The organism is Crossiella sp. SN42 (assembly GCF_023897065.1).
Classification (GTDB): Bacteria; Actinomycetota; Actinomycetes; order Mycobacteriales; family Pseudonocardiaceae; genus Crossiella.
Map to the genome: position 1 here is coordinate 62659 of NZ_JAMHIV010000042.1, position 19156 is coordinate 81814.

The window sequence follows — 19156 nt, forward strand, 5'->3', positions numbered from 1 at the left end:
AGCCTAACGAGACTTTCGCAAAGGCTTGGCTAAGTTAGGCAAACCTGGCTTTAGCTGCGGAAACGCGAATTCGGTTGTATTCTTTTGGGCATGACCACGACCACCAAGTTCCAGCAGCTGTTGCAGACCCAGGTCCGGAATGAGCTCACCGCGTCGCAGCAGTACCTCGCCGTCGCGGTCTGGTTCGACGCCAAGGACCTTCCCCGACTGGCCGCGCACTTCTACCGCCAGGCGCTGGAGGAGCGCAACCACGCCATGATGATCGTCCAGTACCTGCTGGACAACGGTCTCCCGGTGTCCATCCCCGGCGTGGACGAGGTGCGCAACGACTTCAGCTCCGTGCGCGAGCCGGTCGAGCTGGCCCTCAACCAGGAGCGGCACGTCACCGACGAGATCACCGCGCTGGCCAAGGCCGCGCGGGACGAGGGCGACTACCTCGGTGAGCAGTTCATGCAGTGGTTCCTCAAGGAGCAGGTCGAGGAGGTCGCCGCCATGTCGACCCTGCTCACCATCGTGGACCGGGCAGGCGACAACCTGTTCAACATCGAGGACTTCCTGACCCGCGAGCACGTCGGCGACGAGGGCAGCGAAGACCCGACCGCGCCACGCGTGGCCGGCGGCAGCCTCTAAAGCCAGCACCGCTCCCACCACAGGCCGGCGCCCGTGGACCGCGACCCGGTCCACGGGCGCCGCCGTGTCAGTCCTCGCCGGTGTCCTCGCCGAGCTTGAGCCGCAGGGCCGCCATCGCCTTGCTGGCCTGGCTCTTCACCGTGCCCTTGGTGACGCCGAGGGACTCGGCGATCTCGGCCTCGGTCAGGTTGTCGTAGTAGCGGAGCACGATCACCGCGCGCTGGCGCGGCGGCAGTTCGCGCAGGGCCTGCCAGAGCGGCTCGTTCTCCAGCCGGTCGGCCTGCTCGTAGCTCTGGCTGTCCTCCGGCAGGTCGGCGACCAGGCTCTCCTTGCGCACCCGGCGCCAGCGGCTGACGTGCGTGTTGGCCATCGCCCGCCGCACATAGGCCTGCGGGTTGACCTCCTGGCGAAGTAGTTTGCGCCAGCGGGTGCCGACCTTCTCCAGCACCGACTGCACCAGGTCGGCGGCATCGTGCGGGTTACCGGTCAGCGCGTGCCCATACCGCAGCAACGCGGGCAGCGACATCCGCACGAACTCGCCAAAATCCTCGTCCACCAAGCCCCCATGTCACCCATCCCCGCCTAAGGATAGGAGGTGGGACCAGGGGTCATGGGTAACAGTCCTGCTCTCGCAACTCGAGTCGAATCTCTTTGACCGCGTTGTTCTGCATGATGAACCAGTAGTTGGCCGCCGCATTGCCGGGAACCGCGACCACGCGCTCGCCGACCGCGCCGTGATCGGTGCCGTACTTCGGGTAGACCCGGTCGAAGTCGGCCACCGGCGCGCCCACGCCGATGCCCTCCGAGGTGCGCTCATCGCCGCGGCCGTTGATCCGCACCACGCCCTTGGCCTTGGAGATCACCACGCTGTAGAAGCCCGCGGCCCTGGGGCTGCCCACGTAGTCGTAGCCGAGGCAGCCGGTGTTGGACTCGGGCTTGGCGTTGGGCTTGATCAGCCCGGTGCCCACCGCCTGCTCCTGGGTCATGCCCAGCCGCAGGCCCCGGTAGGCCACCGGTCCCATCAGCTCGGTGCCGAAGGTCCTGGGCGGGATGGTCGAGGTGGGCGGCTTGCTGGAGGAGGTGGGCGGGGTGCCCTGGCTGGAGCCGGTACCGCTGCCGCCACGACTGGGCGTGGTGCTCGGGGCGCTGGGCTGGTCCCCGGCCGAGCTGCTGGGCGCCGAGGTGGGCGCGGGCGTGGTGGTGAAGGTCAGCGACGTGCTGTCCGCCGGCTGCACCGTGTTGGACTGCTCCGGCTGCAGCACGGCCAGCGTGCCGGCCACCACGGCCAGCGCGCTCAGCGCACCGGTGGCGGCCACGGCCGCCCTGCGGCGCCGCTGCCTGCGCTTGACCCCGGTGAGCACCGCGTGCTCGGCATCCGGCAGGGGACGTAGCTCCAGCCGATCGTCGGAGAAGAGCCTGCGCAGCTCGTCGTCGACGTTCATCGTTGATCCCCTCCTCCGACCAGTGAGCCCAGTTTGCCGCGAAGCGTCACCATGGCTTTGCTCGTCTGACTCTTGACCGTGCCCTTGCTCACTCCGAGCGCCTCCGCGATCTCGGCTTCGGAAAGCCCTTCGTAGTACCGCAGCACGATCACCGCGCGCTGCCGCGGCGGCAGGTCCCGCAGGGCCTGCCACAGCGGTTCGTTCTCCAGCCGGTCCGCCTGCACGTAGGACCGCACGTCCGGCAGGTCGGCGACCAGGCTCTCCTTGCGCACCCTGCGCCAGAAGCTGATGTGCGTGTTCGCCATCGCCCGCCGCACGTAGGCGGCCGGGTTGTCCGACTGCCGCAGCACGGTGTGCCACCGCGAACCGATCTTCTCCAGCGCCGACTGCACCAGGTCGGCCGCGTCGTGCGGATTGCCGGTGAGCGCGTGCCCGTAGCGCAGCAGCCCCGGCAGGGACATGCGGACGAACTCGCCGAAGTCTTCCCGCACCGTGGCTCCCCCAGCCGCGCTGTTCTCGATCTCCCCCACACCCGGCACGGCGGGCGCCAGCCCCACTCCCGTACCGAAGACCCAGCCCGGTGCCGCCACCGCTGACGCTCCCCTCCATGCGACCCGACCGCGGGCCGCCGACATGAGGTTCACGTCTGGTGGTGCGCCAGGGTTGCCCTGGCGCCCATACCAATCGGACCGTTACCGGAGCGTTACCTGACGGCCGCGCAGGCCGTCCCGGGAACGACGCTCGGCCTCGGACAGCGGCTCCTCGTCCAGGGAGGCGAGTGCGCTGGTCAGCCGCTCACCGAGGGCGGCGGCCGGCTGCGCCCACTCCTTGGAGTGCTGCTCGCGGTCCACGTCCCACACCGGCACCAGCAGGCCGTGCGCGCGGAAGGAGCCCGCGTAGCGGGAGCCCTCGCCCAGGTCGTGCTCGCCGCGCACGGCCAGCCGGGCCAGCGCGGCCAGCAGCCGCTCCTCCTGCTCCGGCCGGACCCAGCGCACGTGCGCCTTGTCCCCGGCGTCCACCCAGTAGGCCGCGTGCACGCCCTCGGCCACCACCGGCTCGGTGGGCATGATCGCCGCGTTGGCCCGCTCCAGGGACAGCGCCACGTCGCCGGTCTGCTCCGCGTCGGCCGGGATCCACCAGGAGAAGTCGGCGTGCAGCTCGACCTCCAGGCGCGCGTCCGGCACCAGCAGGTCCTGCAGGCGCAGGGTCTCGCCCTCGGCCGCGGCCGGGGCCACCGACAGCGCGTTGCCCGGCTCGGCGGTCTGCGCCCAGCGCAGCGCGCGGGCCAGGTCGCCGCTGATGTCGCCGGTGCGGGTCTGCACCTGCAGGCCGATGAAGGCGGCGCCGTCGGTGCGGACCAGCGCGGCGGCGGCCATCGGCAGCACGGTGGCCACGGTGACCGGGCGGGCGCCGGTCTCGGCCAGCGGCAGCGCCGCGGTGGCCGAGGGCACGAACTCACGCAGCGCGATCAGTTCCGGCTCGGCGGCCAGGCCCTCGAACGGCCGGATGACCATCACATCGGCGGCCGAACCGCCGTGGCAGGCCTTGTACCGCTTGCCGGAGCCGCACGGACAGGGCTGACGCGGCCCGATGCCACCCTCGGCGGCTTGGTTCTTGCGCTTGGCCGCGGTGCGCTTGGCCATCCGGTCCTCCTAGGGAAACTGGTGATCTGCCGGACCGTAGCAGGGCCGCGAGCACGTATTTCTACCCAGGACTCGCCACTCGGATGGACGAGTGACACGCCCAGGACTTACCGTCGGTGATCGTGTCTCCCTTTGCTCCGAACGATCCGGCGTTCATCGCCGACCCGTACCCGCGGTTCGCGCAGCTGCGGGCGGAGGGAGAGGTGCACTGGCACCCTGAGCTGGGTCTGGCGGTCGCGGTCTCGCACTCGGCCTGCTCCGCGCTGCTGCGGCACCGCGCGCTGGGCCGGGTGTGGCAGGACGCCTGCCCGGTGGACAGCTTCGCCGCGTTCAACCTGCTGCACCGCAACTCGCTGCTGGAGAACGAGCCGCCCAAGCACACCAGGCTGCGCAGGCTGGTGGCCACCGCCTTCGCCCGCGGTCACACCGAGCGACTGCGCCCGTGGGTGAACACGCTGGCCGACCAGCTGGTGGACACCCTGGCCTCGCGGATCGCGGTGGACGAGCAGGCCGACCTGCTCAAGACGGTGGCCGAGCCGCTGCCGGTGGAGGTGATCGCCGAGCTGCTCGGCGTGCCCGCGCCGGACCGGCACCTGCTGCTGCCCTGGTCGCACACGATCGTGAAGATGTACGAGTACGGCCTGGCCGAGGACCGCCGCCAGGCCGCGGAGCAGGCGTCGGCGGAGTTCGTCGGCTACCTGCGCGAGCTGATCGGGCACCGCCGGGCCAACCCGGGCGAGGACCTGGTCAGCGACCTGGTCTCGGTAGCCGACACCGACGGCGAGCGGCTGACCTCCGACGAGCTGGTGGCCACCGCGGTGCTGCTGCTGATGGCCGGGCACGAGGCCACCGTGAACGTGGTCGGCAACGGCGTGCTGGCCCTGATGCGCCACCGGGACCAGTGGGACCGCCTGGTCGCCGAACCCGAACTGCTGCCCAGCGCGGCCGAGGAGCTCATCCGCTACGACTCCCCGTTGCAGCTGTTCGAGCGCACCGCCACCGCCGAGGTGGAGATCGCCGGCTACCGCCTCCAGCCCGGCGACAAGATCGCCGCCCTGCTCGGCGCCGCCGCCCGCGACCCCGAGGTCTTCACCGACCCGGACCGCCTGGACCTGGGCCGCTCCCCCAACCCGCACCTGGGCTTCGGCGCGGGCATCCACTACTGCCTGGGCGCGCCACTGGCCAGGGTCGAGGTCACCGCGATCCTGGACGCCCTGCGCAGACGACTCCCAGACCTGAAGCTGGCGGGCGAGCCGGAACGCCGCGCGGAGTTCGTCATCCGCGGCCTGTGCACCCTGCCGGTGACCACCTAGCGCACGGCGTCCTTGGGGCGTTCTCTGCGGGGCAGCTGGGGCAGTTCCGCGTCCCGGATGCTGATCAGCTCGAAGCGCTGCACGGTCGCCGGGTTCACCGGGGCCAGCAGCGCGTTGTAGCGCTTGAGCAGCCGGGCCGAGCGGATGGCCACCAGCGCGAGCAGGGCGTCGGCGGCCAGGTGCCAGAGCACGCCGTCGGCCTGGGCCTGCACGCCGGTGCGCAGCGACCAGAGCAGGGTGATGCCGGAGACCAGCAGGCTGGCCGCCCAGATGAGCCACCACTGGGACAGCTCGCGGGAGGGCTTGGGCCGCTCGGCGGGCGGCTTCTCCAGGATGGTGTGCTCCAGCTCGGCCAGGGTGGCCCCGGGCAGCAGCAGGTTGACGCCCGGGATCAGCATTCCGGCCACGACCTGCCAGTTCGGCCGGTCCGGGCGGGTGCCGGTGAGCTCGCCGGCGACCTGGCGGGCGCGCAGCAGCCACAGGATGCCGACCAGTACCGCCAGCGCGGCGCTGACCGGGGTGATCACACCGCCGGTGACCACCAGCGCGTCCGAGGTGTGCAGCAGTCCGGCAGGCAGCACCGCGTTCCGGCTGACCAGCAGCAGGATGTAGCGCAGCAGCTCGGCCAGGGCGGTGAACGCGGCGGCCGCGCCGGTGATCCAGAACAGTGGCAGCGCGCTGCCGGCCAGCGCGCGCATCCGGTCCACCGGCTGGGCGACGGGCTTGTCCGCGCCGGGCACCGCGGTCGGCCAGCGCCAGGTCAGCGCGGGAAAACCCCAGCGGGGCGGGGCCGGGTAGGCGGGCGGGCCGGCGTAGTGCGGCTCCGGCCTGCGCGGGCGGTACGGGCGCAGCGGAACCGGTGGACTGGCGACCCAGTCCACCCGCATCGGCTGCATCGGTTGCACGGCCTCAGATCACCGTCGGCTCGGCGCCGGACTCGCCGACCAGCGGACGGCCGGCGGCCTGCCAGTGCTGCATGCCGCCGTCGACGTTGACCGCGTCCCAGCCGTTCTGGTTGAGGTAGGCAGTGACCCTGGCGGAGCGGCCGCCGCTGCGGCAGACCACGTGCACCAGCCCGTCATTGGGCAGCTCGTCGAGTCGTTCCACCAGCTGGCCCATGGGGATGTGCTTGGCGCCCTCGGCGTGCCCTGCGTTCCACTCGTCGTCCTCGCGGACGTCGAGCAGGTAGGCGTCCTGCGGGACCTCGTGCGCTGCCACGGCCGGCACCTGAGACGGGTTCACCCCGCGATACTCCCATGTCCTGGTGTGGCGGCAGCGTGAACTCAGCCGAGGTCGGCCATGGCCTCGGCGACCTTGGCCAGCTGCTCCTGGCTCAGCGGCAGGTCCTCGAAACCGGCCTCCCCGGACGGCGGGATCGGGCTGCCGTCGTCGGTGGTGGCGCCGGTGGTGACCGTGACGTTGTAGAAGCGGCCGCTCGGGGTGTACACGCCGATCCGGCGGGTGGGCTGCTTACCGCCGTAGTCGGTGTCCGGGTACAGCTGGAGGATCGCGCCGTCCGGCCGGACCCGCCGCAGCGGTTCATGACAGCCGATGCCGCTGCTGTACCGGTAGGACTCCGCGGCCAGCTCGGCCGAGCCGCCGAAGCGCCCCGCCTCCAGCCGCACGGTGCCGGGGACCTTCTTGCCGCCGACGTTGACCACCAGGTGGCCCCGGTTCGCGTTGACGTAGTTCTTGAACGCCACCGAGGCCCGCTCACCACTGGCGCTGCTGACCGCGTCGACGAAGGTGGGCAGGTAGCGCTGCTCCGGCAGGATCGCCCGGCCGACTGGGTCCGGCAGCTGCGGTGACGGGCAGACCTGCACCGGCACCCTGAGCGCGGTGGTGCTGGTCGCCTCCGGCAGGCTGGTCCGGACCGGGGCCTCCAGCTGGGTCCAGCCCGGCAGGTCGAGCTCGGACTGCTTGCTGGTGGTGACCGGGGCGCTGGTGGCCGCGGGCGGCAGCGCGGTGGGGTCGCCGGTGAACAGGTTGCCGGAGATCGCGGTGGCGCCCAGGCCGATGACGCCGACGGCGACCACCGAGGCGGCCACCGCGCTGATCCGGGTGACCAGCACGCGGCGCCGGCCGCGGCGGACGACCTCGGCCAAGTCCGTGCGTACCGCGGGCGCGGGTGTGTCCACGACCCGCTGGAGTGCGTTGCGCACGTCCTGCTCGTCGTGCCACATCTCGTTCACCGCCTCCGTACCTCCCATTCAGCGCCCTGCCGACAACAGCGGCGGCGGGGTCTGGCCTGATCCGGGCGCCCCGTCCGTGCCGTTGGCGGCATGGTAGGCGGCCCGTAGCGTTTGCAGTCCACGTGCGGTCTGGCTCTTCACGGTGCCGGTGGTGCAGCCCAGCGCCTCGGCCACCTGCTCGACCGAGAGGTCCTGGATGAACCGGAGCACCAGCACCGCGCGCTGGCGGGGCGGCACCTGTTGCAGGGCGGCGGTGAGCGCCGCGCGCTCCTCGGCCGCGCCGTGGTCGGCCTCCACCGGCTGGTCCGGCACCTCGGCCACCGCGTGCTCGCGCGCCCTGCCCCGCCGCTTGGTGTCCAGGAAGGCCCTGGTGAGCACGGTGCGCAGGTAGGCGTCCGCGGTTTCCCGGTGCACCTTGGGCCAGCGGGCGTAGACCCGCACGAACGCGGTCTGCGCCAGTTCCTCGGCCTCCGACCAGTTCGCGCACAGCGCGTACCCGATCCGCCGCGCCGCGTCGAACCGAGCGGCGAAGAACTCGGCGAAGCCGTCATCGCGTCGCGCCAAGCTCCTGCCTCCTCGTGAACTACCCGGTCTGCTGCCTAATACGCCGGGGAGGAACCAAGGGTTGCACCGCGACCCGCTCGAAGTCTGTGCAGTTCCTGTCACGAAATGTCACAAAGTCTGTGACACAAGAAAAGCGGCCTCCCACCTGGGGAGACCGCCTTCTTGTAGATCGACTTCTCAGTGCTGGGTGGCCTTCTCGGCACCGGCGCCGGTGAGCGCGCGGACCTCCATCTCGGCGTACTTGGCGTCGTTGCCGGGGTCCTTGCTCAGGACCGTGCCCAGGTAGCCGAGCAGGAACGCCAGCGGGATGGAGACGATGCCGGGGTTGTCCAACGGGAACAGGTGGAAGTCCACCCCGGTGATCATCGAGTTGGACCGGCCGGAGACCACCGGCGAGAACGCGATCAGCAACACCGTGCTGCCCAGGCCGCCGTAGATGCTCCACAGCGCGCCGGTGGTGTTGAACCGCTTCCAGAACAGCGAGTACAGGATGGTCGGCAGGTTCGCCGAGGCCGCCACCGCGAAGGCCAGCGCGACCAGGAAGGCGATGTTCTGCCCGTTGGCCAGGATGCCGCCCAGGATCGACACGATGCCGATCACCACCGCGGTCCGCCGGGCCACCTTGACCTCGGCGTTCTTGTCGTCCACCTGGCCGTTCTTGATCACGTTCGCGTAGATGTCGTGCGCGAAGGAGGCCGAGGCCGTGATGGTCAGTCCGGCCACCACCGCCAGGATGGTGGCGAAGGCGACCGCGGCGATGAAGCCGAGCAGCAGCGTGCCGCCGATCTCGAAGGCCAGCAGCGGGGCCGCCGAGTTCGCCTTGCCCGGCGCCGCCAGGATCCGGTCCGGTCCGACCAGCGCGGCCGCGCCGTAGCCCAGCACCAGGGTGAACAGGTAGAAGATGCCGATCAGCCAGATCGACCAGACCACCGAGCGGCGGGCCTCTTTGGCCGTGGGCACGGTGTAGAAGCGCATCAGGATGTGCGGCAGGCCGGCGGTGCCCAGCACCAGGGCCAGGCCGAGGGAGACGAAGTCGAGCTGGGTCAGCCCGCTCTTGCCGTACTGCAGGCCGGGGCCGAGCAGCTTCTCGCCGACCTTGGGGCTGTTCTCCACCGCCGCGCCGAGCAGCGCGGAGAGGTTGAAGCCGTACATGCCCAGCACCCACAGGGTCATCACGCCGGCGCCGACGATCAGCAGCACCGCCTTGATGATCTGCACCCAGGTGGTGCCCTTCATGCCGCCGATCAGCACGTACAGGATCATCAGCGCGCCCACGATGGCGATCACGATGGCCTGGCCCCAGCTGTCGGTGATGCCCAGCAGCAGCGCGACCAGTCCGCCCGCGCCCGCCATCTGCGCCAGCAGGTAGAAGAAGGACACCGCCAGCGTGGACAGCGCGGCCGCGGTGCGCACCGGCTTCTGCTTCATCCGGAAGCTGAGCACGTCGGCCATCGTGTACTTGCCGGTGTTGCGCAGCAGCTCGGCGACCAGCAGCAGCGCCACCAGCCAGGCCACCAGGAAGCCGATGGAGTACAGGAAGCCGTCGTAGCCGTAGATCGCGATGGCGCCCGCGATGCCCAGGAAGGAGGCGGCGGAGAGGTAGTCACCGGCGATCGCGATGCCGTTCTGCGGCCCGGTGAAGGCCCGCCCCGCGGCGTAGTAGTCCGCGGCGGACTTGGTGTTCTTGCTCGCCCGGAACACCACGATCAGCGTGATCACCACGAACCCGGCGAAGATGCTGATGTTGAGCACGGGCGAGCCCGTGGCCTCGCTCTGGGCCAGTACCGCTGTCGGCGCGCTCACTTGTCGCCCCCTTCGATCTGTTCCCTGATCCGCTCGGCCGCCGGGTCCAGGTGCTTGTTGGCGTGCCGGACGTAGAGGGTGGTGATCAGGAAGGTGGACACGAACTGGAGCAGGCCCAGCACGAGGCCGACGGTGATGTTGCCGGCCAGCTTGGTGCTCATGAACCCGTGCGCGTAGTCGGCCAGCAGCACGTACACCAGGTACCAGCTGAGGAACAGCACGGTCATCGGGAACACGAACCTGCGTAGCCGCCTGCGCAGTTCGGTGAATTCAGGGCCGGACTGGACAGCGCTCCAGACTTCCGGGTCTGGCGCTCCGCCCGTCTGCGGCCGCTCGGCGATACTCACGATCCGGCCTCCTCGCTGAGGGTGTTGGCTCGGGACGTTAGTAGAGACCCAGGTCACTCGACCAAGGCTCGAACGAGGGACTGCGACCAACAGTCGGGTTAGGCGATAAGCGGTAGTGATTGCACGTTAAGTGGCTCCGCGGAGGGATGTCATCCGAACGAGTGACGGGCTGTCACTCGTCCGTGGAGGGTCAACCACGGTGCCGACCGGAGGACTCACGGGCCTTCTCCTCCGGCGTGCCGTACTTCTGGACCTCCCGGTCCTTGGTGAAGCCGAGCCGGTCGGGCGCGTGCAGCCGCAGCATGATCTGCGAGACGTCCGGCGGTATCCGCCGCCTGGACAGCTTGCTGACCACCACCATGGTCACGAACGCCACCGGCACGGTCACCGCGGCGGGCTGTTGCAGCAGCGGCACCGCGGCCCAGCCACCGGTGCTCGCGCTGACGAAGTTCAGGATCGTGGTCAGCAGGGTCAGCCCGCCCCCGGCGATCATGCCCGCGGCCGCGCCGACCGAGGTCAGCCCGCGCCACCAGATGCCGAGCACCAGCAGCGGGCAGAACGTGGACGCGGCGGTGGCCAGCGCCAGGCTCACCGCCTGCGAGACATCCAGCGAGGCGGCCATCAGCGCCATGCCCAGCGGTAGCGCCCCGGCCAGCAGCGCGGCCAGCCGGAAGTCCTTGAACCGCCCGGTCATCACGTCGGTGAACAGCACCCCGGCCACGCTGACCACCAGCCCGGAGGCGGTGGACAGGAACGCGGCGAAGGCGCCTGCCGCGACCAGCGCGGCCAGCACCTTGCCCAGCCAGTTGTCCAGCATCGCGGTGGGCAGCAACAGGATCGCCGCGTCGGTCTTGCCGGTGACCAGCAGCTGCGGCACGTACAGCCGGGACAGCGCGCCCAGGATGGTCGGGAACAGGTAGAACAGCCCGAGCAGGATCAGCACGTACAGCGTGGTCCGGCGGGCCGCCCTGCCATCGGGGTTGGTGTAGAAGCGGACCAGGATGTGCGGCAGGCCCATGGTGCCCAGGAAGGTCGCGAAGATCAGCGAGTAGATCTTGAACAGGCTCATCCCGTTGCCGTCGGCCTGCTGCGGCCGCAGCCAGTCCTCGTTGCGCACCGGCGAGCCCTTGACCACCGGCACCGCGGTGCCCGCCCGGAACTCCAGCCTGGTCTTCGCGCCGATGTCGTAGCTGGTGCCGGCCGCCCACAGCGCCTCGCCGTAGGCCGGCTGGCCGTCGACCTGGCCGAAGGCGTTCAGCTTGATCGTCTCGCCGACCTGGATCCGCACCGGCGTCTCCACGGTGACCGTGGTGTCGCTGGGGAAGGCCGGGGGCAGCGGTTCGTTCAGCGCCCGCTGCGGCCGCTGGTCGTTGATGAACACGATGACCAGCAGGAACGCCGGCAGCGAGATGGCGACCAGCTTCAGGTAGTACTGGAAGGCCTGCACCATGGTGATCGCGCGCATGCCGCCGCCGACCACGTTGACCACCACCACCACGGCCACCCCGGCCACGCCGATCCAGGCGGGCAGGTGGGTCACCGTGGAGAAGGTCAGCCCGGCGCCCTGGAACTGCGGCACCAGGTAGAGCCAGCCGATCAGCATCACCACCCAGGTGGAGAGCCTGCGCAGGTGCGTCGAGCCCAGCCGGGCCTCGGCGAAGTCGGGCACGGTGTAGGCGCCCGAACGGCGCAGCGGGGCGGCCACGAACAGCAGCAGGGAGAGATAACCGGCGGTGAAGCCCACCGGGTACCAGAGCGCGTCCGGACCGTCCCGGAACACCAGGCTGGCCACGCCGAGGAAGGAGGCGGCGGAGAGGTACTCACCGGAGATCGCGGCCGCGTTGTCGCTGGCCTTGACCCCACGCGAGGCGACCAGGAAGTCCGAGGTGGTCTTGGAGCGCCAGGAGGCGACGAAGCCCAGGGCGAGGGTGGCCAGCACGGCCAGCACCACGCCGACGAGCGACCACTCGTTGAGCCCCAACTCCCGGGGCTCCTAGTTCTCGACCATGTCGATGAAGTCCTTCTCGTTGCGCTCGACCACGCGGTTGTACAGCGCGCCCACGCCGATCAGCAGCGGGTAGGCGGCCGCGCCGAGCAGCAGCCAGGGCAGCCGGACCCCGAACAGGGTGGCCGCGGCCACCTTCGGGAACAGCGCGAACAGCACCGGCAGGCTACCCAGCACCACCGCGGTGATCACCGCGAGGGTGACCGCGACGACCAGCTGCTTGCGGATCAGCACCCGCACCACCTGCTCGCCGATCTGGGTCTGCTGCTCGATGTGCACCATGGTGCGCACCACCTTGCGCGCGCCCCGGCGCTCGGCCAGCACCACCTTGACCCGGCGCCGCCTGCGCTCGGCCTCCTGTTCGGCGGCCGTGTCCTCCGGCGGGCCGGGCTGGGTCACCGGTGGCCCCAGTTGTTCTTCGGCGAGCGCACCAGCCGGTCCTTGAGCTCCCTGGTGTGCCTGCGGCTGACCGGCAGCTCGACCGCGTCCTCGCCGCTGCCCACCCGCACGGTGTAGCCGGAGGTGGCCATCTTCAGCTCGGTGATCAGCCCCATCGCCACCAGGTAGGAGCGGTGGATGCGGACGAACCCGGCGTCACCCCAGCGTTCCTCCAGCTGCGCCAGCGGAATCCGCACCAGGTGGCTGCCCTCCGCGGTGTGCAGGCGGGCGTAGTCGCCCTGGGCCTCCACGTAGCGCACCGCGGCGCGCGGGATCAGCTTGGTGGTGCCGGCCAGCTCGACCGGGATGACCTCCTCGTCGACCGGCTCCTCCGCGGGCGCGGCCACGGTGGCCATCGAGGTGCGCTCGATCAGCCGCAGCACCCGCTCCAGCCGCTCCGGGTTGGGCGGTTTGCTGATGTAGTCCAGCGCGCCGAGGTTGTAGGCGGCCAGCGCGTGGTCACCGTGGCCGGTGACGAAGACCAGCGCGGGCGCGTCCTTCAGCCCGGTGATCACGGTGGCCATCTCCACCCCGGACAGGCCGGGCATCTGGATGTCGGCGAAGACCGCGTCCACCGCGGGCAGCCCGGCGGCGATCCGCTGCTGGAGCTCCGGATCCTGGCCGCGGATGATCCGCAGCGCTTCCAGCGCGTCCGAGGCCTCCAGGACGCGCCGCACCCTGGGGTTCTGCCGCAGCAGGTAACACAACTCGTCCAGGTTCTTGGGCTCATCGTCGACCGCCATGACGATGAGCCCGGGGGGGCTGCCGTTCGTACTCACGATGAGGTCAATCCTGCCGATACGTGGTGCCGACTGTCCACGAGCGAGCCACCCGCCAACGGGGTGACACTGTTGATCGCTCAGCTATTACTTGGCTTGAACGAGCGAGTCAATGCGTGGTGACGCGTCGTGGGAAAGATCGACCCACTCAGGTCATCTGCTCGTGCCGACAGTATCACCCACAGTGATCAAACTCCGACTTCAACGCCGCAGGCCGGACCACTGCCGCCCGGACCGCGTTGGCGGTCCGGGCGCGCCCCATTGGCCTCAGCCCGCCTGCCGCGCGGTCGCCTCGATCTCCCGCACGGCTTCGGTGAGGATTTTCGCCACCCGCGCCAGAGTTTCTTCCTCGTGCACCGCGGAAATGGTGAACCGCAGCCTGCCTTGGCCGATCGGCACCCCGGGGAACATCACCGGGCTCAGGAAAACTCCCCGGGAGAGCACCAGCTCGTTGACCGGGATCACCAGGCTCTCGGTGCGCAGGTGCACCGGCACCACCGCGGTCGCGCCGCGCGCGTCCAGCCCGTGCTGCCGCAGTCGCTCGCGGAAGAACCGCGCCCGGTCCCGCAGCCGGGGGCTGAGCACGTGCCCCTCGGCGCGCAGAATGCGCAGCGCGGCCAGGCAGCCCGCCGCCACCGCGGGCGGGATGCTCGCGGTCAGCAGGTGCGACATCGCGTGGAAGCGCAGGTAGTCGATCAGCTCGTGCGAACCGGCCAGGTAGCCGCCCGCGGCGGCCAGCGACTTGCTCAGCGTGCCCATGTGGATGTCCACCGCGTCGTGCGGCAGGCCGTGGTGCTCCAGGCTGCCGGTGCCGTGCGCGCCGATCACGCCGAGGCCGTGCGCGTCGTCGAGCAGGGTGACCGCGCCGTGCTCGCGGGCGATCCTGGCCACCGCGGCCACGTCCTCCACCTCACCGGCCATGCTGTAGACCCCGACGATGCCCACCAGCGTGGTCCGGCCGGGCTTGGCGTGCTCGGCCAGCAGCGCGGCCAGCGCCGCGTGGTCCCGGTGCGGGTAGTAGCGCAGCTCTGCGCCGGAGGACTTGGCGCCGAAGACCAGGCTGCCGTGCGCGGCCGCGTCCAGCACGATCAGGTCGCCCTTGCCCGCCAGCGCGGCCAGCGCGCCGAGGTTGGCGGCGAACCCGCTGTTGTAGAGCATCGCGGCCTCGGTGCCGTGCAGCTCGGCCAGCTCCTGGCTCAGCTCCTCGTGCACGTCGAAGTGCCCGGCCAGCGCGGGCGAGCTGTTGGCCCCCAGCCCGTACCGGCCCACCGCCTCGGTCACCGCCGCCACCACCTCGGGCCGCTGGCCGAGGCCGAGGTAGTTCGAGGAGGTGAAGTTGTGGCAGCGGGCCGGCGCGGCCATTGCCCCGTTCCGCATCACCGTCTCGCCTGCCGCGCCCGCGTAGACGGTCGGGAAATAGAACTCCCTATCGGTCAGGTGGACCCGTGACCTGGACAGTTTCCTCTTCAACGCAGTATTCATCGTCCCCGCTCTCCCCAGTTGTCCTGCTTTTCGCAGGCTACGGAGAATCAGCGGGAATGATGTTGTACGGCATTGTGTGCGATGAATCGGCAGGACTGCACAACGCGGCTCACAGTCCGAAGCGCGACCACATCGCCCGGTGTTCCAGCGCCTCGATGGCCGCGCCGCCGAGACCCAGCCTGGCCAGCAGCGGGCGGCGCGGTTCGGAGACCACGATCTCCGCATCCGGCCAGCGCTTCTTGACCACCCCGCGCAGGGTGCCGATGCCGTCCACCAGGCCGAGCTCGGCGGCCTGGTCGCCAAGCCAGATCTCGCCGGTGAACAGCTCCTCCGGCCCGCCGGTCAGCTTCGCCCCGCGCCGCTGGGTGACCCACTCGCCGAAGCGCTCGTGCAGCCGGGACTGCAAACCCTTGAGCCAGGCCACGTCCTCCGGCTTCTCTGGGCGGAACGGGTCCAGGCGGACCTTGTTCTCACCCGCGGCGTGCACCCGGCGCTCCACGCCGATGCGCTCCAGCAGCCCGTTGAGGCCGAAGCTGGAGCTGACCACGCCGATCGAGCCGACCAGCGAGGTGCTGTGCGCGTAGATCTCATCGCCCGCGCAGGCCAGCCAGTAGCCGCCGGAGGCCGCCACGTCCTCGCAGAAGGCCAGCACCGGCACCTTCTTGGTCGCGGCCAGCTCCCGGATCCGGTCGGCCACCAGCGCGGACTGGGTGGGCGCGCCGCCGGGTGAGTTGATCGCCAGCGCCACCGCGACCAGCCGGTCGTGGCCGAAGGCGCGGCTGAGCGCGGACTCCATGGTGTTGATGTTGATCGTGTTCCTGGCCAGTGGTGACGGCGTCGGGCTGATCACGCCGTGCAGCCGGACCACGGCGACGACGGGCGAGCGGTCGACACGCTCGCCGATCATGGGCAGTTTCTTGGCCAACCGCTCGGCGACGTTCATGCCTGCGAGGGTACGGAAATTCCGCGCCGCTGCCCGCTCAGCCGGTGGGCTGGTGCGCTTCCTCCTGCTTGCGCCCCACCGCATCCGGCCAGGTCGGCGGCGGCGCGTGCACGCCAGCGGTGAACTTCGGGACCCGCATGCTGATCTTCGTGCCGGCGCCCAGGTTGGTCTCCACCACCAGGCCGTAGTCGTTGCCGAAGAAGGAGCGCAGCCGGTGGTCGATGTTGTTGATGCCCACGTGCGCGCCGGTGAAGTGCGAGTTCAGGTCCTGGGACAGCCGCTCGGGGTCCATGCCGACCCCGTCGTCCTCCACGCTGATGGTGGCCTCGGCCCCGTTGTCCGCGGCCACCACGGTGACCGTGCCGCCGCCCGGCTTGTTCGCCAGGCCGTGCCGGACCGCGTTCTCCACCAGCGGTTGCAGGGTCAGGAACGGCACCGCCACGGAGAGCACCTCGGGCGCGATGCGCACCTGCGCGTTGAGCGCGTCGCCGTAGCGGGCCCGCTCCAGGGTCAGGTAGCGCTCGACGTTGTGCAGCTCCTCGCCGAGGGTGGTGAACTCCCCGGCCGTGCGGAAGGAGTAGCGGGTGAAGTCGGCGAAGTCGAGCAGCAGGTCCCGCGCCTGTTCCTGGTCGGTGCGGACCAGCGAGGAGATCGTGGTCAGCGCGTTGTACAGGAAGTGCGGGGAGATCTGCGCGCGCAGGGCGCGGACCTCGGCGATGGCCAGCCGGGAGCGGGACTCCTCCAGCTCGGCCAGCTCCAGGTGCGTGGTGATGTAGCGCGAGCCCACCTCGGCCGCCCGCGACAGCCTGCGGCCGCCGACCGCGGAGGCCACCAGCAGCGAGCCGACCATGATCCCGTCGACCTCCAGCGGGGCCACGATCGCGTGCCGCAGCGCGCACTTGTTGACGTCGCAGTCCATCATCCCGTGACTGGTGGTCTCGGTGGTGCGATGGATGATCGCCTTCTCCACGGTGGGGCGGAGGTCCTCGTAGTGGTAGTTCGCCTCACCGGCCCAGGACAGCACCTCGCCGTCCCCGTCGGTGAGCGCGACCGCCACACAGCCGAGCATCTCCTTCAGGTGCGGGGTCAGCTCATCAGCCGACCGCACCGACAGGCCTTCGCGCAGCGTCGGGGCAGCATCGGTCACCCGGTGCAGGGCGGTCAGCGTGGCGTCCTCCATCGAGGTGCTGACCCGCCGTGCCCGGCACAGCAGGACAAAGGCGGCGAGAACGGCGATACCCGCCAGGACCGCCATGGCCGATCGCTCAGTGAGCAGTTCACCCACGGCGTCCATGCTGGGACCCACAGGCTGAATCTGCAACCATCCCGTCACACGGAGATGGCACCAAAAGGATGAACCGTAGACATCGGAGGTTTTCCGAGGCAGGGTGTCCGCTGTGCGCACAGCAGCTGGAGAGGCGATGCGGGTCGGGTTGTTCGCGACCTGTCTGACCGACACGTTCTTCCCGGAGACCGCCAAGGCGACCGTGCGGCTGCTGGAGAGACTGGGCTGCCGGGTGGAGTTCCCGCTGGCGCAGACCTGCTGCGGCCAGATGCACTTCAACACCGGCTACGCCAAGCAGGCCCGGCCGATGGCGGTCGGCTACGCCGAGGTCTTCGGCGACTACGACGCGGTGGTCGCCCCCTCCGGCTCCTGCACCGGCATGGTCCGCGACATCCATCCCGGCCTGACCGAGTCCCCGGTCTCCGCGCGCACCTACGAGCTCTCCGAGTTCCTGGTCGACGTGCTCGGCGTGACCGAGGTCGGCGCGTACTTCCCGCACCGGGTCACCTACCACCCGACCTGCCACTCGCTGCGGATGCTCGGCGTCGGCGAGAAACCGCTGCGGCTGCTGCGCGCGGTGCGCGGGCTGGAGCTGGTCGAGCTGCCGGAGGCCAGCTCCTGCTGCGGGTTCGGCGGCACCTTCGCGGTGAAGAACGCCGAGACCTCCACCGCGATGCTGGCGGACAAGATGCACCACGTCATCGGCACCTCGGCCGAGGTGCTGTGCGCGGGCGACAACTCCTGCCTGATGCACATCGGCGGCGGGCTGTCCCGGCTGCGCAGCGGGGTGCGCCCGGTGCACCTGGCGGAGATCCTGGCGAGCACGGAGGAGGAACCATGGTCGTCCGCAACCCGGTGACCTGGCTGGGCACCCCGGCCTTCCCCAAGGCGGCCAAGGCGGCCCTCGGCAACACCCAGCTGCGCCGCAACCTGCGCAACGCCACCAGCACCATCCGCGGCAAACGGGCCGCCGCGGTGGCCGAGCTGCCGGACTGGGAGCAGCTGCGCGCCGCCGGGGCCGCGATCAAGGACGAGGTGCTGGCCAACCTGGACACCTACCTGGTCCAGCTGGAGGCGGCGGTCACCGCCCGGGGCGGCACCGTGCACTGGGCCCGCGACGCGGCCGAGGCCAACGCGATCGCGCTGCGGCTGGTCCGCGCCACCGGTGAGACCGAGGTGGTCAAGGTGAAGTCCATGGCCACCGCGGAGATCGGCCTGAACGAGGCGCTGGCCGAGGGCGGGGTCACCGCCATCGAGACCGACCTGGCCGAGCTCATCGTGCAGCTCGGCGAGGACCGGCCCTCGCACATCCTGGTGCCCGCGATCCACCGCAACCGCGCGGAGATCAAGGAGATCTTCCAGCGCGCGATGCCCGATGTGCCGGCCGACCTGACCAGCGAGCCGCGCGCACTGGCCGAGGCGGCCCGGCGGCACCTGCGGCGGAAGTTCCTCTCCGCCAAGGTGGCCATCTCCGGCGCCAACTTCGGCGTGGCCGAGACCGGGTCGATCGTGGTGGTGGAGTCCGAGGGCAACGGGCGGATGTGCCTGACCCTGCCGGAGACCCTGATCACCGTGATGGGCATCGAGAAGGTGGTGCCCAGCTGGCCGGACCTGGAGGTCTTCCTCCAGCTGCTGCCGCGCTCCTCCACCGCCGAGCGGATGAACCCCTACACCTCGGTGTGGACCGGCGTGACCCCCGGCGACGGGCCGCAGTCGTTCCACCTGATCCTGCTGGACAACGGCCGCACCGCGACCCTGGCCGACGAGGTGGGCCGCCAGACGCTGCGCTGCATCCGCTGCTCGGCCTGCCTGAACGTGTGCCCGGTGTACGAGCGCACCGGCGGCGAGGCCTACGGCTCGGTCTACCCCGGCCCGATCGGCGCGATCCTGACCCCGCAGCTGGTCAACAACCCGGCGGACAAGCAGGCCGCCTCGCTGCCGTTCGCCTCCTCGCTGTGCGGGGCCTGCTACGAGGTCTGCCCGGTGTCGATCAACATCCCCGAGGTGCTCACCCACCTGCGGGCCCGGGTGGTCGAGGACAAGGGCAAGCTGGCCCCCGAGGCGCTGGCCATGCGCGCGCTGGCCTGGGTGATGGCCGACGCCAAACGCTTCGAGCGGGCGCAGCGGGCGGGCACGCTGGCCCGGTTCCTGGGCCGCGACGGCCGGATCACCCGGCTGCCCTGGCCGGGCTCGAAGTGGACCGAGGTCCGCGACGTGCCGGTGCCGCCCGCCGAGTCGTTCCGCAGCTGGTGGAGGAGGAACCGCGGTGAGCAGTGAGGCCCGCGCGGTG

20 protein-coding genes are annotated in these 19156 nt (G+C 70.7%); 4 read left to right on the top strand and 16 right to left on the bottom strand.

Annotated features, from left to right (window positions below):
* The first annotated feature begins 90 nt into the window (after positions 1 to 90).
* A complete protein-coding gene (locus tag M8C13_RS38040; protein WP_252485654.1) occupies positions 91 to 630 on the top strand; it encodes a ferritin in 540 nt (179 codons plus the stop codon).
* 67 nt (positions 631 to 697) lie between these two features.
* Here the strand turns inward: M8C13_RS38040 and M8C13_RS38045 are convergent, their stop codons facing one another.
* The 4 genes from M8C13_RS38045 to M8C13_RS38060 all read right to left on the bottom strand — a co-directional run bounded on the left by M8C13_RS38045 (position 698) and on the right by M8C13_RS38060 (position 3715).
* Complete coding sequence (locus tag M8C13_RS38045; protein WP_256510388.1) at positions 698 to 1189, bottom strand: SigE family RNA polymerase sigma factor; 492 nt, start codon at positions 1187 to 1189, stop codon at positions 698 to 700.
* Between the two features lie 49 nt (positions 1190 to 1238).
* Entirely contained in the window at positions 1239 to 2072 is an 834-nt protein-coding gene (locus tag M8C13_RS38050) for a hypothetical protein (RefSeq protein ID WP_252485655.1), read from the bottom strand.
* The gene (locus M8C13_RS38055; RefSeq protein WP_308202905.1) at positions 2069 to 2602 is read right to left on the bottom strand and encodes a SigE family RNA polymerase sigma factor; all 534 of its coding nucleotides are present in this window, start codon (positions 2600 to 2602) and stop codon (positions 2069 to 2071) included. Before M8C13_RS38055 ends, M8C13_RS38050 begins: the two co-directional genes overlap by 4 nt.
* A 162-nt stretch (positions 2603 to 2764) precedes the next feature.
* Positions 2765 to 3715 carry a DUF5926 family protein gene (locus M8C13_RS38060; protein WP_252485656.1) on the bottom strand — a complete coding sequence of 317 codons (951 nt, stop codon included), beginning with the start codon at positions 3713 to 3715 and terminating at the stop codon, positions 2765 to 2767.
* 122 nt (positions 3716 to 3837) lie between these two features.
* On the opposite strand from M8C13_RS38060, the gene M8C13_RS38065 reads away from it, so the two are divergent.
* Complete coding sequence (locus tag M8C13_RS38065; RefSeq protein WP_374213297.1) at positions 3838 to 5028, top strand: cytochrome P450; 1191 nt, start codon at positions 3838 to 3840, stop codon at positions 5026 to 5028.
* On the opposite strand, the gene M8C13_RS38070 is transcribed toward M8C13_RS38065, so the two are convergent.
* From M8C13_RS38070 to M8C13_RS38125, 12 genes are all read right to left on the bottom strand, one after another.
* On the bottom strand, positions 5025 to 5924 hold the full coding sequence (locus M8C13_RS38070; RefSeq protein WP_252485690.1) for a DUF4328 domain-containing protein: 900 nt from the start codon (positions 5922 to 5924) through the stop codon (positions 5025 to 5027). The two genes, M8C13_RS38065 and M8C13_RS38070, sit on opposite strands and share 4 nt — an antisense overlap.
* 13 nt (positions 5925 to 5937) lie before the next feature.
* A complete protein-coding gene (locus M8C13_RS38075; RefSeq protein WP_252485657.1) occupies positions 5938 to 6246 on the bottom strand; it encodes a rhodanese-like domain-containing protein in 309 nt (102 codons plus the stop codon).
* Between the two features lie 65 nt (positions 6247 to 6311).
* Complete coding sequence (locus tag M8C13_RS38080) at positions 6312 to 7220, bottom strand: hypothetical protein (protein WP_252485658.1); 909 nt, start codon at positions 7218 to 7220, stop codon at positions 6312 to 6314.
* A gap of 18 nt (positions 7221 to 7238) precedes the next feature.
* On the bottom strand, positions 7239 to 7784 hold the full coding sequence (locus M8C13_RS38085; protein ID WP_252485659.1) for a SigE family RNA polymerase sigma factor: 546 nt from the start codon (positions 7782 to 7784) through the stop codon (positions 7239 to 7241).
* 177 nt (positions 7785 to 7961) lie between these two features.
* Positions 7962 to 9587: a cation acetate symporter gene (locus M8C13_RS38090; protein WP_252485660.1), complete on the bottom strand. Its 1626-nt coding sequence runs from the start codon at positions 9585 to 9587 to the stop codon at positions 7962 to 7964.
* Positions 9584 to 9934 (bottom strand): DUF485 domain-containing protein, encoded by a 351-nt coding sequence (locus M8C13_RS38095; RefSeq protein ID WP_252485661.1) that lies wholly within the window; start codon positions 9932 to 9934, stop codon positions 9584 to 9586. The genes M8C13_RS38090 and M8C13_RS38095 overlap by 4 nt, the downstream gene beginning before the upstream one ends.
* Before the next feature lie 190 nt (positions 9935 to 10124).
* Positions 10125 to 11915 carry a cation acetate symporter gene (locus tag M8C13_RS38100; RefSeq protein ID WP_252485662.1) on the bottom strand — a complete coding sequence of 597 codons (1791 nt, stop codon included), beginning with the start codon at positions 11913 to 11915 and terminating at the stop codon, positions 10125 to 10127.
* Between the two features lie 12 nt (positions 11916 to 11927).
* Positions 11928 to 12338: a hypothetical protein gene (locus M8C13_RS38105; RefSeq protein WP_252485663.1), complete on the bottom strand. Its 411-nt coding sequence runs from the start codon at positions 12336 to 12338 to the stop codon at positions 11928 to 11930.
* Positions 12335 to 13120 carry a LytTR family DNA-binding domain-containing protein gene (locus tag M8C13_RS38110; protein ID WP_252485664.1) on the bottom strand — a complete coding sequence of 262 codons (786 nt, stop codon included), beginning with the start codon at positions 13118 to 13120 and terminating at the stop codon, positions 12335 to 12337. Before M8C13_RS38110 ends, M8C13_RS38105 begins: the two co-directional genes overlap by 4 nt.
* A 303-nt stretch (positions 13121 to 13423) precedes the next feature.
* Complete coding sequence (locus M8C13_RS38115) at positions 13424 to 14533, bottom strand: aminotransferase class I/II-fold pyridoxal phosphate-dependent enzyme (RefSeq protein WP_252485665.1); 1110 nt, start codon at positions 14531 to 14533, stop codon at positions 13424 to 13426.
* Between the two features lie 214 nt (positions 14534 to 14747).
* Positions 14748 to 15581: a S49 family peptidase gene (locus tag M8C13_RS38120; RefSeq protein WP_252485666.1), complete on the bottom strand. Its 834-nt coding sequence runs from the start codon at positions 15579 to 15581 to the stop codon at positions 14748 to 14750.
* 37 nt (positions 15582 to 15618) lie between these two features.
* Positions 15619 to 16875 (bottom strand): sensor histidine kinase, encoded by a 1257-nt coding sequence (locus M8C13_RS38125; protein ID WP_252485667.1) that lies wholly within the window; start codon positions 16873 to 16875, stop codon positions 15619 to 15621.
* A gap of 127 nt (positions 16876 to 17002) precedes the next feature.
* Between M8C13_RS38125 and M8C13_RS38130 the strand changes: the two genes are divergently transcribed.
* Both M8C13_RS38130 and M8C13_RS38135 read left to right on the top strand, forming a co-directional pair.
* Positions 17003 to 17725, top strand: a complete 723-nt coding sequence (locus tag M8C13_RS38130) for a (Fe-S)-binding protein (protein WP_252485691.1) — start codon at positions 17003 to 17005, stop codon at positions 17723 to 17725.
* Positions 17704 to 19143 (top strand): LutB/LldF family L-lactate oxidation iron-sulfur protein, encoded by a 1440-nt coding sequence (locus M8C13_RS38135; RefSeq protein ID WP_252485668.1) that lies wholly within the window; start codon positions 17704 to 17706, stop codon positions 19141 to 19143. The genes M8C13_RS38130 and M8C13_RS38135 overlap by 22 nt, the downstream gene beginning before the upstream one ends.
* The last annotated feature ends 13 nt before the right edge of the window (positions 19144 to 19156 follow it).